Below are 16,057 nucleotides of genomic sequence, written 5' to 3'. Positions count from 1 at the left end.
AAAGGAGGAATTACACGTGATTTTAATAAAAGAGAGAATAGGCAAGCTGTTAAGTGATTTACAGTCTTTGATTTATAGAGAAGATATTCCGGTATCGGAGTATCGGATGCTCAAATCAGCAGAACGGTTTGAGCATGTCAGTGATTTGGATACGCAGTCCTGGGAGAAGCTTTCAAAAGAAGAACTTTGGGGTGGACACAGAGAATATTACTGGTTTGAAACGGAAGTCACCATACCAGAGGAGTGGGAAGACCAGTGCGTAATTTATGAACTGCGGACGGGACGGGAAGGCTTCTGGGATGCCACTAATCCCCAGTTTACCATCTATGTAAATGGTGTCAGACGTCAGGGACTGGATGTAAATCACCGGGAAGTACTTTTGACCAAACAGGCAAAAGCAGGAGAGACTTTTCGTATTATTTTATCTGCGTTCACGGGAGATCAGAACTTTAAGCTGGTAATGGATTCTAAAATCCGCATTCTCGACCAGGAGACGGAACAGTATTTTTATGATGTATCCGTTCCTTATGAGACTGCAAAACTGCTGCCTGACGGAGACAGCAGCTGTATTGCTATTTTAACGGCAGCAAATGAATCTTTGAATCTGCTGGATTTAAGAAAGGAGTACTCGAAAGAATACTATGAGAGTTTAAAAAAAGCTTCCGCCTATATGAAGGAGGAATTTTATAACCGGTACTGTGGCAAAGAAAGCAGGACCATATGCTGTGTGGGGCATACCCACATTGATGTTGCATGGCTGTGGACTCTGGCTGTTACAGAGGATAAGGCAGTGAGAAGCTTTTCCACTGTTCTGGAGCTGATGAGACAATATCCGGAATATATTTTTATGTCCAGTCAGCCCCAGCTTTATAAATATGTAAAAAAGAACGCCCCCGATGTGTATGAAGAGATTAAAAAGCGTGTAGCAGAGGGAAGATGGGAAACTGAAGGCGGCATGTTTGTGGAAGCGGACTGTAATTTATCCTCTGGAGAGTCACTGATCAGGCAATTTCTTCACGGGAAGGAATTCTTTCGGGAAGAGTTTGGAACAGACAACGTGATTTTATGGCTTCCCGATGTATTCGGTTATTCCGCCGCACTTCCGCAGATTATGAAAAAATGCGGAATACGGTACTTTATGACAACCAAAATCAGTTGGAATGAATTTAATAAAATGCCCTATGACACCTTTTACTGGGAGGGCATTGACGGAACTAAAATCCTGACCCACTTCAGCCCAAGCAGGGAATATAATAAGGCGGCAGTTTTAGGAGGAACAGAGACAGAGCATTTTACCACCTATAATGCGTATTTGAATTCCACCTATGTAAAAGGAGCCTGGGAACGGTATAGTCAGAAATACTTAAATAATGAAGTGCTGATGTCCTTTGGATATGGCGACGGAGGCGGTGGTCCTACAAAAGATATGCTGGAAAATCAGAGAAGGCTTGAGAAGGGAATTCCAGGCTGTCCCAAAACGAAAATGACCACTTCCAGAGGGTTCTTTGAAAATCTGGAGAATGAGGTAAAGGGACATAAGTATCTTCCTTCCTGGGTAGGGGAACTTTACCTGGAATATCACAGGGGAACTTATACCTCTATGGCGAGAAATAAAAAATACAACCGTAAGTCCGAGTTTCTTTTCGAAAATGCGGAATGTTTCGGGATGCTTAACCGGATACTGACAGATAGCGCCTATCCAAAGAAAGTCATTGACGAAAGCTGGGAAGTTATTTTAAGAAATCAATTTCATGATATCCTTCCAGGCTCATCCATAAAAGAGGTGTATGAGGATTCCAGAAATGAGTATGAGAAGATTACAAAGACTGGTAACGAATTAGTGGATCTGGCTTTGGATCAAGTGACAAAGCAGATAGCCGGGACTAAAAACACACTGGTTGTCTTTAATCCCAACAGCGTCTCAGGGGAAGGAGTGGTATCCGTAAAGCTTCCAAAAGGCATGAAAAACCCTGGAGTCACAGATGGAGATAACAGGCTTCCGGTACAGCTTACAGAAGATGGAACCGTGCTGTTTTGCCCATCCGGGGTACCGTCAAAGGGTTATCGCACATTTGTTTTGACCGAAGAGAATGGGAATGGTGTTAAAACCCTGCTCACGGCAGATGAGAGACATCTGGAGAATCAGTTCGTCCATGTTGCCTTAAATGAGAAGGGGCAGATATCTTCCATCTACGATAAGATTATGGAACGTAAAGTTCTTCCGGATCAGAAATGCGCCAATGTGCTGATGACCTACGAGGACCGCCCACATAATTATGACGCCTGGGATGTAAATAATTATTATGTGGAAAAATCCTGGGAAGTTACAGATGTTACTTCTATGGAACTTGTGGAAAACGGTCCCATCCGTGCCACTGTCTGTGTAAAGAGAAAATACCTGGATTCTGTTATTGAACAGTACATTTCCCTCACTTATAACAGTCCTGAAATTCTTATACGCAACGAGATCGAATGGAAGGAAAAGAATATTTTTATGAAATCCATCATACCCTTTGACGTTCATACAGACGAGGCTGTCTTTGATATTCAGTATGGAAATGTAAAGCGCAAGACCCACTATAATACCATGTGGGATTATGCCAGATTTGAGGTATGCATGCATAAATGGCTGGATGTTTCCGAGGGTGATTACGGAGTCAGTGTATTAAATGACTGTAAATATGGTTGTCATGTTCATAATGGAGAGATCGGAATCTCCATGTTAAAATCAGCAGTATATCCAAATCCTGACGCAGACAAGGAGCATCACAGCTTTGTATTTTCCATCTATCCTCATAAGGGGGACTGGAAAGAAGCAGGTACGCCAAAGAGGGCTTATCTTCTTAACAATCCCATGGCTGCAAGATTAAAAGAATCTGATGAAGGCAGTCTGCCAGGCGAATTCTCCCTTGTTAAAACAGATGCAGACAATGTGATTATCGAAGTGGTAAAGGAAGCAAGAAAAGGCAATGACTTGATAATCCGCTTCTATGAGACTGCAAATGAAAGAACCACAGGGGAGATGATTTTTGGAAGGGAGATCCTGGGCATCTGGGAATGCAGTATGCTGGAGGAAGAGGAACAGGAAATCCCATTTACAGAGGCCGCAGCTTCCTATACTATAAAACCTTATGAGATTAAGACCTGGAAAATAAAACTGAAATAGGTAATCTGTTCATGCTCCTTCCTGCTTGCATTAATAAACGTGCCGTAATAGAATAGATAGGAGAAATTTATGCGGGTTTACAGGGAGAGGAAGGAGCATGGTATGATTACAATTAAAAAAATGGCTGAAATGCTTGGCACCAGTACGACCACCGTTTCCAACGTGATTCATGGAAAAGCCGGGGAAGTATCGCCTGTTATGGTGGAAAAGGTGAAGAAGCTGATTGAAGAATATGACTATGTTCCAAACAGAAATGCCAGAAATCTGGCAAGGAACCGGTCCGGAATAATCGGGCTGGCTATGAAAGCCAGTGAAAATAAGTACGATAACTTTGTAAAAGATCCCTTTGCAGGGGAGTTAATTGGAGCAGTGGAGCGGTTTGTACGTGCAAAAGGGTATTTTACCATGCTCTATGTTTCCAGCGACATAGGGGAAATTATCAGCTCGGTTTCCAGCTGGAATGTGGATGGTCTGATTCTTCTTGGAATGCAGAAAGAAGATGGGGAACTGTTAAATCAGAAAATGAAAACGCCCATGGTTTTTGTAGACGCCTATTTTGAAGATGCTAATTTTGAGTATGTGAATGTAGGTCTCGATGACAGAAAAGGCGGCAGGGAGATTACGGAATATCTCCTGCAGGCCGGTCATAAGAAAATTGCATTTCTGGCGGATAACTGTATAGGAGTAGATTACCAAAGGTTTATGGGGTACCGTGACGCACTGACTGGTGCCGGTCTGCCATGGAACGAAGACAACTTTATCAGGCTGAAACCAAGCGGTGCTGATTTATCCCTTATTTTATCCCAGGCTTATGAGAGAGTTTCGGATTTTACTGCTTTTATCTGTGCATCAGATTATTATGCGGCTTATATTTTAAATGATTTAAAGGACCGGGGGATGAAAATTCCACAAGAGCTATCCATCGTGGGATTTGATGATAATATCTGCAGCCGGCTGGTAAGACCTGCATTAACAACGGTTCATCAGGACGTAACGGAAAAAAGCCGGATCACTGTGGAAAAGCTGTTTCATATTATAAACGAAGAGAATTACGGAGCCAACTTTGAACAGCTTCCGATTTTTATCGTAGAACGATCTTCTGTGAGAAAAATTTAAGGTTTCCTGTTAAGGGAGCCTTTTTTATTTTTGAAATAATTTAAAAAATGAATGAAAAAACCTTGTTATATCATTCATAAAGTGCTAATATACTTTATAAGGAACTTATGCGCATAAGTTACAATATATTTAATAAAATGCCACATTTTAACAGCATATTTAATAATGGAGGGTGAATTATGAAGAAATACTTATGGGTTATGGCATTGGCGGGAGCAGCGGCAGTTTTGTCACTTACAGGCTGTGGGAAGAGCACACAGTCTGATGGAACAGTGACGTCATCTGCGGGCAGCCAATCCGCAGAAAACGAGGGCGATAGCCAGGCAAAGTCCGGCGGGGAAGCCATTCGGATTGTTAACGGAAAGATTGAAATAGATGAGCCGTTAAAAGCCTTTGCTAAAAAATATCAGGAAAAGACCGGTCAGGAGGTTGTGATTGAGTCACTTGGAGGCGGAGTTGACATCAATGGAACCATGAAGGGCTATCTGGCAGCAGGTAACATGCCTGATTTATTCGTATTCGGGGGCGAAGGCGATTATCAGACCTGGAAGGATTATATGACTGATTTAAGCGGAGAGGAATGGGCTTCCCAGACTGAGTTCGGTTTTAAGTCAGAGGATGGGAAAACAGTAGGATTTCCTTATGCAGTAGAAGGGTATGGTATTACATATAATAAAGACGTTTTGAAAGCAGCAGGTATAGATCCTGCTTCTCTCACTAGCTATGACGGGTATAAGAAAGCCTTTGAGGCCATTGACCAGAAAAAGGGAGAACTGGGTCTGACTGCCGTATGCTCGGTTGCAGCTGAATCCGGACAGATGTACTGGTCAACAGGAAACCATCTTTTTGGTTACTATTTATCCGGCGGGTTAAAGAGAGGGGATACCACCTATATTGATCAGTTAAAATCCGGTAAGACGGATACTAAACGTCTGGGGCAGTTTGCTGATTTTATGAAGCTGTTGTTTGATTACTCAGATAAGAATACCCTGATATCCGGAACCTATGACGATCAGCTTGCGTTATGGGCACAGGGAAAAACCGCATTTATTACTCAGGGAAACTGGATTGATCCGTCACTTCCTGATTACAATGTAAAATTTGAATGTGGAATTGCACCTCTGGCATTTACAAAAGAAGAGATGAAAGGCGTTCTTGCAGACTGCCCATCATGGTGGGCTGTTTATAATAAAGGCAAGAACATTGACGCATGCAAAGCATTTTTGAAAGAGCTGGCTCTGAGCGAAGAAGGACAGGAATGTCTGGTAAGTGACTGCGGAATGATTTCTCCTTACACCACCTGTAAAGTCAGTCCTAAAACACCTCTGGCCATGAGCTTAAAGACCTATGTGGATGCAGCTAATACCTATTCCTGGGAATGGACAAAGATGCCGGAAGGAATCGCCATGAATTCCACTGGTGCCGTGTTTGAGCTGTATGCAAAAGGTGAGATTGATAAAGATGGATTTGTGAACATGATGCAGACGGCTATTGCAGACTACGTGGAAAAATAATAGGTAAGGGCGGCCAAAAGCCGCCCGTATCCATATGGCAGCGTGAAAGCAGAGATAAAGGAGAAAACGTATGGAGGGAAAAGCAAAAAAGATAATGAATGTTCTGCCGGCAGTAATAGGTATTGGTATGATTTGCTGCGGGCTGTATTTTGATTTTTACAACCGAAATTTCAGGGGAAGGGGTCCATTGCTTGCAGGAGGGCTGCTTCTGGTTATCATTGGTCTTTATCTGTTTCCGGGAAGAAAACACCGGGAGATCGTTAGTGGTTTATTTCTGCTGCCTCTCATAGGCGCTTTTTTCATAACCGTGCTGATCCCTTTCTTATTTGGCATTTTTTATTCGTTTACGGACTGGAATGGAATTAAATTTACACAGTTTGTAGGACTTAAGAATTATGGACAGATGTTTCGTGCACCGGATTATTTATATTCGCTGCTTATTACATTCTTATTTACAGTTTTTAATATGATTTCTGTTAACTTTGTGGCATTTTTTCTGGCGCTTTTATGCACCTCGGAGGTAAGAGGAAGAAATTTTTACAGGGCATCTTTCTTTCTTCCCAATTTAATCGGGGGTATTGTATTGGGATATGTGTGGCAGTTTATATTTAATAAAGTGTTTACAAGCCTGATAGCAGGAAGTGTTTCCATGCTTACCAGCCCCAATCTGGCATTTTTTGCGATTCTCATTGTTAGTACATGGCAGTACGCCGGATATATTATGATGATTTATGTCACCGGACTTCAGGGAGTTCCAAGAGATATTCTGGAAGCATCGGCGGTAGATGGGGCAGGAGCGTTAAAAAAACTTTTACATATCAAATTGCCGATGATTGCCAATACCTTTACCGTATGTATTTTCTTAACACTGGTCAATTCCTTTAAGCAGTTTGACTTAAATTATGCCATTACAAACGGGGCACCCAGCCGGATTCTGGGAGCGAAGGCAGTTGCCTCCACCGAGTTTCTGGCTCTTAATATTTATAATACGGCAATTGCCAGAAACAGATATGCCCAGGGTCAGACAAAAGCAGTGTTATTCTTTCTCATACTGGCAGCAGTCTCTCTGACACAGGTTTCTATCAGTAAGAAACGGGAGGTGGAATTATGACAGGAAATTTTAAATTCAAACGACTGGTGCCGGAACTTGCCGGTTTGGTGCTGTCGCTTTTCGTGCTTTCTCCCTTTCTTCTGGTTATATTCAATTCTGCCAAAAAGAGCGCAGATATTGTGATCAGTCCCATAGCACCGCCTTCTGACTGGGGACAGATGTTTGTTAATTTGAAAAATGTTATTGGAAATCAGAATTTCAGCTATTGGAGATCCTTTGGAAGCTCCTTATACATAACCACTGTCAGCCTGGTACTGCTGACCGTATTTTCCAGTATGGCAGCATGGGTATTGGTGCGGAATAAGACAAAATGGTCACAGGTAATTTTTATGATGTTTGTGGCATCTATGGTCATCCCCTTCCAGGTGGTAATGCTTCCTCTGTTGTCAACCTTCCGTAAGGTGTCTGAATTTACGGGGATTGCCATGTTAAGCAGTTACACTGGAATCATTATTGCTTATCTGGGTTTTGGTGGTTCTTTATCCGTGTTTATTCTTCATGGATTTATAAAGGGAATTCCAAAGGAACTGGAAGAAGCAGCATGGATCGATGGCTGCAGTCCTGAGAATACATTCTTCAAAATCGTATTTCCGCTTTTAAAGCCTGTGCAGATGACGGTACTGATTTTAAACGGAATCTGGATCTGGAACGATTATCTTCTTCCTTCTCTGATGCTTGGGCTGAATGGAAGAATTAAAACTCTGCCTGTGGCAGTAAGCAGCTTTGTAGGTTCCTATGTCAAGCAGTGGGATTTGATCCTGGCAGCAGCATTTCTGGCTATGATCCCTATTGTTATTTTGTTTTTATGCGCCCAAAGGCAGATAATTCAGGGAATGGTAGAAGGTGCAATCAAATAATGGAGAGGAGTCTGCTATGGAACGAAAATGGTGGAAAGAGGCAGTGGTATATCAGATCTATCCCAGAAGCTTTCAAGACAGCAACGGAGATGGAATCGGAGACTTAAACGGGATCAGGGAAAGGCTTGATTATTTAAAACAGTTGGGAATTGATGTGATTTGGCTTTCTCCCATTTACCAGTCCCCCAATGATGACAATGGATATGACATTAGTGATTACAAAAAGGTTATGGATGAGTTTGGAACCATGAAAGATTTTGATGATCTTTTAAAGGCTGCACATGAAAATGGGATTAAAATCCTGTTGGATCTGGTTGTGAACCACACATCCGACGAACATCCATGGTTTTTGGAGAGCCGGAAAAGCAGAGAGAACCCTTATAGGGATTATTATATCTGGAAAGAAGGAAAAGGGGAAGGAGAGCCGCCGAATAACTGGGGATCCTGTTTTGGAGGCTCTGCATGGAAATTGGATGAACAAACGGGCATGTATTACCTTCATCTGTTTTCTCCCAGGCAGCCTGACTTAAACTGGGAGAATGAGAAGGTGCGAAAAGAAGTATTTGAGATGATGGACTGGTGGTGCAGGAAGGGAATTGACGGCTTTCGTATGGATGTGATCAGCATGATATCCAAGGACCCGGCGCTTCCGGACGGAGAAGTGAAGGATGACCTTTACGGAGACTTTTCTCCTTATGCCGTTCATGGACCAAAGGTTCATACCTATCTGAAGGAGATGAATCAGAAGGTATTGTCTAACTATGATTTGATGACGGTAGGGGAGACAGCCGGTGTTACGGTGGAGGAAGCCAGAAAATATGCAGGAGCCAGGGAACATGAGTTAAATATGGTGTTTCATTTTGAACATGTGGAGGGAGATGGAGAGCTGTTAAAATGGACGGATAAAAAACCGGATCTGTTAAGATTAAAACGGATTCTGTCCAGATGGCAGGAGGAGTTGGGAGACGATGCCTGGAATAGCTTATACTGGGATAATCATGACCAGCCACGAGCAGTATCCCGTTTTGGTGACGATAGCAGCCGATACAGAGAGGTTTCCGCAAAGATGCTCGCAACTTGCCTGCATATGATGAGAGGGACTCCTTATATCTATCAGGGTGAGGAGCTTGGGATGACCAATTTCCCATTTACAGAATTAACTCAGTTCAGGGATATCGAGAGTCTGAATGCTTATAAGGAGCTTACTGGGAAAGGGCTTGTAAGCCATGAAAAAATGATGAGCTATTTACGGTGCAAAAGCAGGGATAATGCAAGAACCCCTATGCAGTGGGATAATGGTCCGGCCGCCGGATTCAGCAAAGGGGTCCCCTGGATACCCGTGAATCCTAATTATTCAGAAATCAATGCAAAGAAAGAACTGGCTGATGAAAATTCCGTATTTCATTATTACAGGAAACTTATCAGACTGAGAAAGAACTATAAGATTATTGTATACGGAAGCTATCAGCTGATTATGAAAGATGATATCAGGATATTTGCCTATATTCGAAACCTTGGAACGGAGAAACTTCTGGTACTTTGTAATTTTTCCAATGAGGAAGCAGAGTTATCTTTTCCTGAGGGTTTTAAAGGGGAAGAGGCGGAGTGTCTTATTTATAACTACGATTGTCCTCCGGATATAAGACAGGGCAGACTGCGTCCATATGAAGCAGCAGTTTACTATGCAGAAATAAAATAACCTGAATGGAGAAATATGAAATGAAAAAACAGTGGTGGCATGATAAAGTCGCTTATCAGATCTATCCAAAGAGTTTTTATGATACCAATGGTGATGGAATCGGAGATTTAAGAGGCGTAATCTCAAAGTTAGATTACTTAAAGGATCTTGGAATTGATATTATATGGCTTTCTCCCATATACCCGTCGCCCTTTGCAGATCAGGGATATGATATCTCAGATTATTATAATATTGACCCCAGGTTTGGTACCATGCATGATTTAGAAGAGTTGATAGCGGAAGCGAAGAAACGGAATATTTCTATTCTTCTTGATCTTGTGGTCAACCATTGTTCCGATGAGCATGAATGGTTTCAGAAAGCCCTAAAGAATCCAACGGGGGAATATGGCAGGTATTTTTACATCAGGGAAGGAAAAGACGGAAAAGAGCCTTCCAATATCCGTTCCTATTTCGGAGGAAGTGCATGGGAACAGATCGGAGATACCAATCTGTATTATCTTCATCTTTTTCATAAAAAGCAGCCGGATTTAAATTGGGAGAATCCCGTTGTCCGCAAAGAAATTTACGATATGATCAACTGGTGGCTTGAAAAAGGTATTGCCGGATTTCGGATTGATGCCATTATGAATATAAAAAAGGCTCTTCCTTTTCATGATTATGAGGCTGACCGGGAAGACGGGCTGGCAGACTGCAGGGCGATGTTAAACGAAAATGATGGTGTGATGGAGTTTTTAAAGGAAATGCGTGACTCGACCTTCCGCAGATATCATGCGTTTACAGTGGGGGAAGTTTTTAATGAAAAAAAGGGTGACTTGTCTGAGTTTATAGGGGAAGATGGATGCTTCTCCAGTATCTTTGATTTTAGCCAGACGGTATTCGGAGCCAGTGAAAAGGGCTGGTATGACAATCAGCCGGTTACTCCCGATGATTACAGACAATGCTGCTTTAACAGCCAGAAGAGAGCAGAGGGAATTGGTTTTCTCTCCAATATTATTGAAAATCACGATGAACCTCGGGGAGTAAGCAGATATATTCCGGAGGGAGAGTGTTCTGATGAAGCAAAGAAGATGCTTGCAACACTTTATTTCCTGTTACAGGGAATTCCCTTTATCTACCAGGGCCAGGAAATAGGAATGGAAAATGTTCCCTTTGACTCCATTGACCAGTATGATGACGTTTCCACTCTGGAAGAATACAGGGTGGCACAGTTAAACGGGCTTACCAATGAGCAGGCTCTTGAGGCTGTGAGACGTTACAGCCGGGATAATGCCAGGGTACCCTTCCAGTGGGATAGCAGTGAAAATGCCGGTTTTACCAAAGGAACGCCATGGCTTTTGGTCAGCCCCGATTACCCTGCTAATAATTTAAAGCGCCAGTTTACAGATCCGGATTCTGTTTTTCACTATTATAAAAAGCTGATTGCACTAAGAAAGTCCGAAGAATATAAGGATACCTTCATATATGGCCAGTTTATACCTGCCTATACGGATGAGGAACGGGTGATGGCTTATTACAGAATCGGAGAAGACCAAAGAATTCTTATAATAGGAAACTTTAAAATGGCGGAACAGGAAATAAAACTGGAACAGCCATACAGAAAGGTTCTGCTTCATAATTATGAAACAGTTAGCGGCAATGGAACATCGTTGTTACTGAAGGGATATGAGGTTGTTGTCCTGGAATTATAAATAATATGATTGTCCGTGGTATCGTTGACATTGGTTCTGCAGAGGAATATAATGAACGAAGGGGTATATACGTGGGTATATGCCCCTTCGTTTCTCAAACAAAGGAGGAAAATAATCATGGGTGACAAAAAATCAGATCAGCTTCATTGTCCCTGCTGCAAACGGCATTGTCCGTTTAATGATCTTCACTGCAGCAAAGGGAAGGTTTATGTAAAATCAATGAAGGCCAAAGAAGATGCAGTTTTACAAACGAAAACTTATGAACCATCTTTTGGCAGAATTCTTCTATATTATAAACTTGGATTTGACCGCCTGTTTGGGCAGAAGGATCATAAAATCAGCGGCAAAAAGCTGAGAGTCCTGGTGATGGGAGCCTTGTATAAGGCAGATCAGAAGACGGCAAAACAGCTGAAAGCGGATACAGGCATGGAAAGTGAGAAGTTAAAGGAGTGTCTGGAGAAACTTGAAAAAAAAGAATATATCATAAAAAAGAAAGAATCCCAGGGAGAACTTCATTTTTCCCTGTCGGGCAAAGGGGTTAAGGCATCAGAAGACTGGATCAATGAGGCAGATAAGGAAGTGCTGTCCCGTTTAAGTGAAGAGGAAAGAGAGCAGTTAGAACAGCTTCTGAAGAAACTGCCAATATTGTAGAATTTTGTCAGCATTGTAACGTTGCATTTTTGTCAAATTGTGTTACAATGCAACAAGAATAGAAACAGGGGGGGAACATATTGGAAATCAGGAAGAAACCAGGTTTTATCCGACTGATACTGGCATGCTTTTTTTGCACGGCAGTATTTGTTACACAACTGAATACCGCTCAAGTGGTGAAGCGTTTCGGACATCCAGGCTATGTTTCAGCTGACACTGTTACCAGTGATAACCTGTTTCATAAAAAAACAGCTGGGCTGATTGAATTCAATGATGTGCTGGGAGAGGAAACAGTCGGTGATGTTTTGCTGAACATCACAAGGCGTTCATCCGATCAGAGTATCCCCCTGGATTTTATCAGCTTAAAATCAATCTATTTATTGATCCCATTTGCGTTCTGGCAGCTTCGCACAGTCCTTTGGCAGGAGGGATCCATAAGCAGAATGTTTGTGATCCATTATATTCATAATTCAGACGGAGAGAAAGAGGCAGCAGGCAGGCTATGGCAGAAAAAATAAAATAAAAAAAGAGGAAAATTTTATGAAGCCAGGAAAGAATATGCTTGCTGCATTAGTTTTAATCATTGCAGCTTTTATTGCTGTCGCCGTATTTGGAGCGGGAGATAGTGTTAAAGGAATTTTTGACATGCGGTTTGGAATTGATATCCGTGGAGGCGTGGAGGCTATCTTTGAACCCCAGGGGTTAGACCGGAAACCTACTGCCCAGGAACTGGAATCGGCAAGAGAAGTGATTGAGAGCCGTATGGACAGTCAGAACATAACTGACCGTGAAGTAACTGTGGACAAGAATGCAGGCTATATCATCGTACAGTTCCCATGGAAATCCGGAGAGACAGATTTTAATCCGGAGGATGCGATTTCAGAATTAGGTGAGATGGCGGAACTTACATTTAAGGATCCCGAAGGAAACGTCTTAATTCAGGGAAAGGATGTGGAAAAAGCCACTCCCCAGACCAACAACTCCAAAGGAATCAAAACCTATGTGGTGTCTCTTACCTTTAACAGCGATGGATCGAAGCTGTTTGAGGATGCCACAGGAAAACTGGTGGGAAAAAGAATGGGAATCTACATGGATAATAATCTGATATCCAATCCCACGGTCAAGAACCAGATATCAGGAGGCCAGGCAGTCATTACCGGTATGAAAACCTATGACGAGGCTAAGGCACTGGCTGAGAAGATTAATGCAGGTGCGCTTCCATTCTCATTAAAAACCAATAATTTCTCCACAATCAGTCCGTCTTTAGGAAGCAATGCCCTGACAATCATGGTATATGCGGGAATTGCAGCTTTCTTTGCGATCTGCCTGTTTATGATTGTGTTCTACCGTATGCCCGGAGTAGTTGCATGTATCACTCTGGTTTTGCAGATGGTGATCCAGATGCTGGCTGTTTCGGTGCCGCAGTATACCCTGACCCTGCCCGGAATCGCGGGAATCATTCTGACTCTTGGTATGGCAGTGGATACTAATATTATTATTTCAGAACGTATTTCAGATGAATTAAAGAAGGGGACATCTGTAAAGGGAGCTGTTATTTCCGGTTATAAGAATGCCTTTTCTTCTGTGTTAGATGGGAATGTAACGACTGCGATTGTTGCCGTTATTTTAATGATCTTTGGATCAGGAACCATGTTAAGCTTTGGCTATACCCTGTTAGTTGGTATGATCGTAAATCTTCTGATTGGAGTTACTGTATCAAAGCAGTTTATCCTGTCATTGGTGCAGTCTGATTTCTGGAAGAATGAAAAGTGGTTCCGGATCAGAAAGGATAAGAAAGTTATCCCGTTTTATCAGAAAAAATATATCTTTGCCATTATTTCAGGATTGGTGATTGTGTCCGGTATCGCAGGGTGTTTCATCTTTGGAGTGAAGCTTGATACCCAGTTTACAGGAGGTGCTGTGCTGTCCTATTCCGTATCACAACAGGAGGATACTGATCAGATTCAGGCAGCGATTGAAAAAGAAACGAATCGTCCGGTAACCGTTCAGATCAAGGAAGATAATATGACCGGATTAAAGCGGCTGTCAGTAACCCTTGCAGGAAATGCAGGTATCTCTCCAGACGAGCAGAAGACGATCACGAATACAATTAACAGTACCATTGGGAAGGATGATGCCAAACTCTCCGAGACCTTTGTGGTAGAACCTTACATCGGAGCAAAGGCGCTTAAGAATGCTGCCGCTGCTATTATACTGTCAATCATTTTCATCGTAGTGTATGTATGGATCCGTTTTTCCGTTATATCCGGTCTTCCGGCAGGAATTACGGCAACGATTGCGCTGGTTCACGATGTCTTTGTGGTATTCTTTGCATTTGTATTGTTTCAGATTCCGTTAAATGATGCTTTTGTTGCTGTCGTGCTGACGATTATCGGTTATTCCATTAATGATACAATCGTTGTGTATGACAGAATCCGGGAGAATAAGAAACGGGATTTAAAAATGCCGGTTGATGAGCTGGTAAATCTAAGCACCTCCCAGACACTGGGAAGATCCATTAATACGTCCTTTACAACTGGGATTTGTGTATTAATTATTATGGTGGCTTCTGTTTATTTCCATATTGAATCCATCATGGAGTTTTCTCTTCCAATGTTCTTTGGTATCCTGACAGGCTGCTACTCATCGATCTGCGTGGCAGGTACCCTCTGGGCAATGTGGGAGAAAAAGAAAGAAAAATAAGAAAGAAATTGTGATCAACTTCTTGAATATTTTTGATAAAAATGTTAGAATGAAACAATAAACAAGCTGATATTAAAAAAAAATGTAAATATCAGAAAGCTTTGTTTATTAAACAATCATTTACAGAATAAAGGAGGATTACGATTATGCTTAACAAAGAGATAGTTGCTAAGATAAATAAACAGATTAATTTCGAACTTTACTCCGCATATATATATCTGGATATATCAAATTATTATGCTGACCAGAATTTAAACGGGTTTGCAAACTGGTTTAAAATACAGACACAGGAGGAGCGGGACCATGCCATGCTTTTCATGGATTATCTCCTTCAGAATGGGGAAAAGATCGTTCTTACGGATATTAAGGGTCCATCGTTTGAGTTCACGGATTTCCGTCAGCCCGCCATGGAAGCGTTTGAGCATGAGGTAAAAGTGACTACTGCGATTCATGATATCTACGGAGCAGCATATGATATAAAGGATTTCCGTACCATGCAGTTCCTTGACTGGTTTGTAAAAGAACAGAGTGAAGAAGAAAAGAATACGGACGAGATTATTAAAAGATATGATCTGTTCGGCAATGACGCAAAGGGGCTTTATCTCCTTGATTCAGAGCTGGCGGCCAGAGTTTATACTCCACCAACGCTGGTAATCTGATGTTACTAAAGAAAGTTAAGATTTAAATAATGAGCAGTCTCTGCCGGAATGTATGTTATTATATTCCGGCAGGGACTGTTATTTTTAATGAAGAGGGGGAAACAGGAATGAATGAGAAAATCATAGATGTATCAGAGAAAAACTTAGAGACAGAGCATATCTGCTGCGCCATTTCGGATAACAGCGATTGCCAGGTGACAGCAAAGAAAGGCTGGCTGGCAGACAGGTTTCGTGACGGACTGGTGTTTAAAAAAGTAAATGTAAGAGGGAAATGTTTTATCGAATATATTCCTGCGGAAAAAGCCTGGGCACCGGTCAATGCTTTGGGATATATGTACATTAACTGCTTGTGGGTATCGGGAAAGTTTAAAAGCCAGGGATATTCCAATCTGCTTTTAGAAAACTGTATTGCAGACAGCAGGCAAAAGGGGAAAAAAGGACTTGTGGTTCTTTCTTCAAAAAAGAAGATGCCTTTCTTATCAGATCCCGGATACTTAAAGCATAAAGGATTCCTGTTAGCAGATCAGGCTGTGCCTTATTATGAACTTTTATATCTGCCTTTTGAAGAGAATGGTCCAAAACCGGAATTTACAGTGTCTGTGAAAGAGAAAAAAACTATGGAAGATGGATTTGTACTTTATTACTCCCATCAGTGTCCCTATACTGCCAGATATGTGCCTTTGATTGAAGAACTGGCAAAGGAACGGGGCGTTTGCCTGCATACACACAGGTTTGAGTCCGCAGAGGAGGCAAAGGAGTGTCCTGCTCCATTTACTACATACAGTCTGTTTTACAATGGGGAATTTGTTACCAATGAGATTCTATCCGAAAAAAAGTTTGATCAGATACTGTTGAAATTCCAATAGAAACAGGGGATATTGCAAAGAAAATGG

At 42.0% G+C, this 16,057-nt stretch carries 12 protein-coding genes; all 12 read left to right on the top strand.

Translation table 11 applies throughout. The features are described from left to right. The first annotated feature begins 16 nt into the window (after window positions 1–16). Complete coding sequence (locus tag RZO55_RS17235) at window positions 17–3,166, top strand: alpha-mannosidase (protein ID WP_318065498.1); 3,150 nt, start codon at window positions 17–19, stop codon at window positions 3,164–3,166. 102 nt (window positions 3,167–3,268) lie between these two features. After that, on the top strand, window positions 3,269–4,282 hold the full coding sequence (locus RZO55_RS17230; protein ID WP_318065497.1) for a LacI family DNA-binding transcriptional regulator: 1,014 nt from the start codon (window positions 3,269–3,271) through the stop codon (window positions 4,280–4,282). A 179-nt stretch (window positions 4,283–4,461) separates the two neighbouring features. Continuing rightward, window positions 4,462–5,796: an ABC transporter substrate-binding protein gene (locus RZO55_RS17225; protein ID WP_318065496.1), complete on the top strand. Its 1,335-nt coding sequence runs from the start codon at window positions 4,462–4,464 to the stop codon at window positions 5,794–5,796. A gap of 70 nt (window positions 5,797–5,866) precedes the next feature. Continuing rightward, the gene (locus RZO55_RS17220) at window positions 5,867–6,907 is read left to right on the top strand and encodes a carbohydrate ABC transporter permease (RefSeq protein WP_336624321.1); all 1,041 of its coding nucleotides are present in this window, start codon (window positions 5,867–5,869) and stop codon (window positions 6,905–6,907) included. Next, on the top strand, window positions 6,904–7,764 hold the full coding sequence (locus tag RZO55_RS17215; protein WP_318065495.1) for a carbohydrate ABC transporter permease: 861 nt from the start codon (window positions 6,904–6,906) through the stop codon (window positions 7,762–7,764). Before RZO55_RS17220 ends, RZO55_RS17215 begins: the two co-directional genes overlap by 4 nt. Window positions 7,765–7,780: 16 nt before the next feature. After that, a complete protein-coding gene (locus RZO55_RS17210; RefSeq protein ID WP_318065494.1) occupies window positions 7,781–9,463 on the top strand; it encodes a glycoside hydrolase family 13 protein in 1,683 nt (560 codons plus the stop codon). 20 nt (window positions 9,464–9,483) lie between these two features. Continuing rightward, the gene (locus tag RZO55_RS17205) at window positions 9,484–11,151 is read left to right on the top strand and encodes an alpha-glucosidase (protein WP_318065493.1); all 1,668 of its coding nucleotides are present in this window, start codon (window positions 9,484–9,486) and stop codon (window positions 11,149–11,151) included. Between the two features lie 117 nt (window positions 11,152–11,268). Then, window positions 11,269–11,802 carry a hypothetical protein gene (locus RZO55_RS17200; RefSeq protein ID WP_318065492.1) on the top strand — a complete coding sequence of 178 codons (534 nt, stop codon included), beginning with the start codon at window positions 11,269–11,271 and terminating at the stop codon, window positions 11,800–11,802. Between the two features lie 80 nt (window positions 11,803–11,882). Then, window positions 11,883–12,320 (top strand): hypothetical protein, encoded by a 438-nt coding sequence (locus RZO55_RS17195; protein ID WP_318065491.1) that lies wholly within the window; start codon window positions 11,883–11,885, stop codon window positions 12,318–12,320. 22 nt (window positions 12,321–12,342) lie between these two features. After that, window positions 12,343–14,505, top strand: a complete 2,163-nt coding sequence (secD, locus tag RZO55_RS17190) for a protein translocase subunit SecD (RefSeq protein WP_318065490.1) — start codon at window positions 12,343–12,345, stop codon at window positions 14,503–14,505. Window positions 14,506–14,651: 146 nt separating this feature from the next. Then, the gene (locus tag RZO55_RS17185; protein WP_318065489.1) at window positions 14,652–15,164 is read left to right on the top strand and encodes a ferritin; all 513 of its coding nucleotides are present in this window, start codon (window positions 14,652–14,654) and stop codon (window positions 15,162–15,164) included. Window positions 15,165–15,271: 107 nt separating this feature from the next. Continuing rightward, on the top strand, window positions 15,272–16,030 hold the full coding sequence (locus tag RZO55_RS17180) for an N-acetyltransferase (RefSeq protein WP_318065488.1): 759 nt from the start codon (window positions 15,272–15,274) through the stop codon (window positions 16,028–16,030). Window positions 16,031–16,057 lie beyond the last annotated feature (27 nt).

The organism is Clostridium boliviensis (genome assembly GCF_033342255.1).
In the GTDB taxonomy this organism is placed as follows: domain Bacteria; phylum Bacillota; class Clostridia; order Lachnospirales; family Lachnospiraceae; genus Lacrimispora; species Lacrimispora boliviensis.
This window is presented reverse-complemented; position numbering and strand designations above follow the sequence as displayed.

Excerpts from the sequence above, each read along its gene's own strand:
- RZO55_RS17230 (WP_318065497.1), top strand. The coding sequence starts at position 3,269 with ATGATTACAATTAAAAAAATGGCTGAAATGCTTGGCACCAGTACGACC.
- RZO55_RS17225 (WP_318065496.1), top strand. The coding sequence starts at position 4,462 with ATGAAGAAATACTTATGGGTTATGGCATTGGCGGGAGCAGCGGCAGTT.
- RZO55_RS17220 (WP_336624321.1), top strand. The coding sequence starts at position 5,867 with ATGGAGGGAAAAGCAAAAAAGATAATGAATGTTCTGCCGGCAGTAATA.
- RZO55_RS17215 (WP_318065495.1), top strand. The coding sequence starts at position 6,904 with ATGACAGGAAATTTTAAATTCAAACGACTGGTGCCGGAACTTGCCGGT.
- RZO55_RS17210 (WP_318065494.1), top strand. The coding sequence starts at position 7,781 with ATGGAACGAAAATGGTGGAAAGAGGCAGTGGTATATCAGATCTATCCC.
- RZO55_RS17205 (WP_318065493.1), top strand. The coding sequence starts at position 9,484 with ATGAAAAAACAGTGGTGGCATGATAAAGTCGCTTATCAGATCTATCCA.
- RZO55_RS17200 (WP_318065492.1), top strand. The coding sequence starts at position 11,269 with ATGGGTGACAAAAAATCAGATCAGCTTCATTGTCCCTGCTGCAAACGG.
- secD (WP_318065490.1), top strand. The coding sequence starts at position 12,343 with ATGAAGCCAGGAAAGAATATGCTTGCTGCATTAGTTTTAATCATTGCA.
- RZO55_RS17185 (WP_318065489.1), top strand. The coding sequence starts at position 14,652 with ATGCTTAACAAAGAGATAGTTGCTAAGATAAATAAACAGATTAATTTC.
- RZO55_RS17180 (WP_318065488.1), top strand. The coding sequence starts at position 15,272 with ATGAATGAGAAAATCATAGATGTATCAGAGAAAAACTTAGAGACAGAG.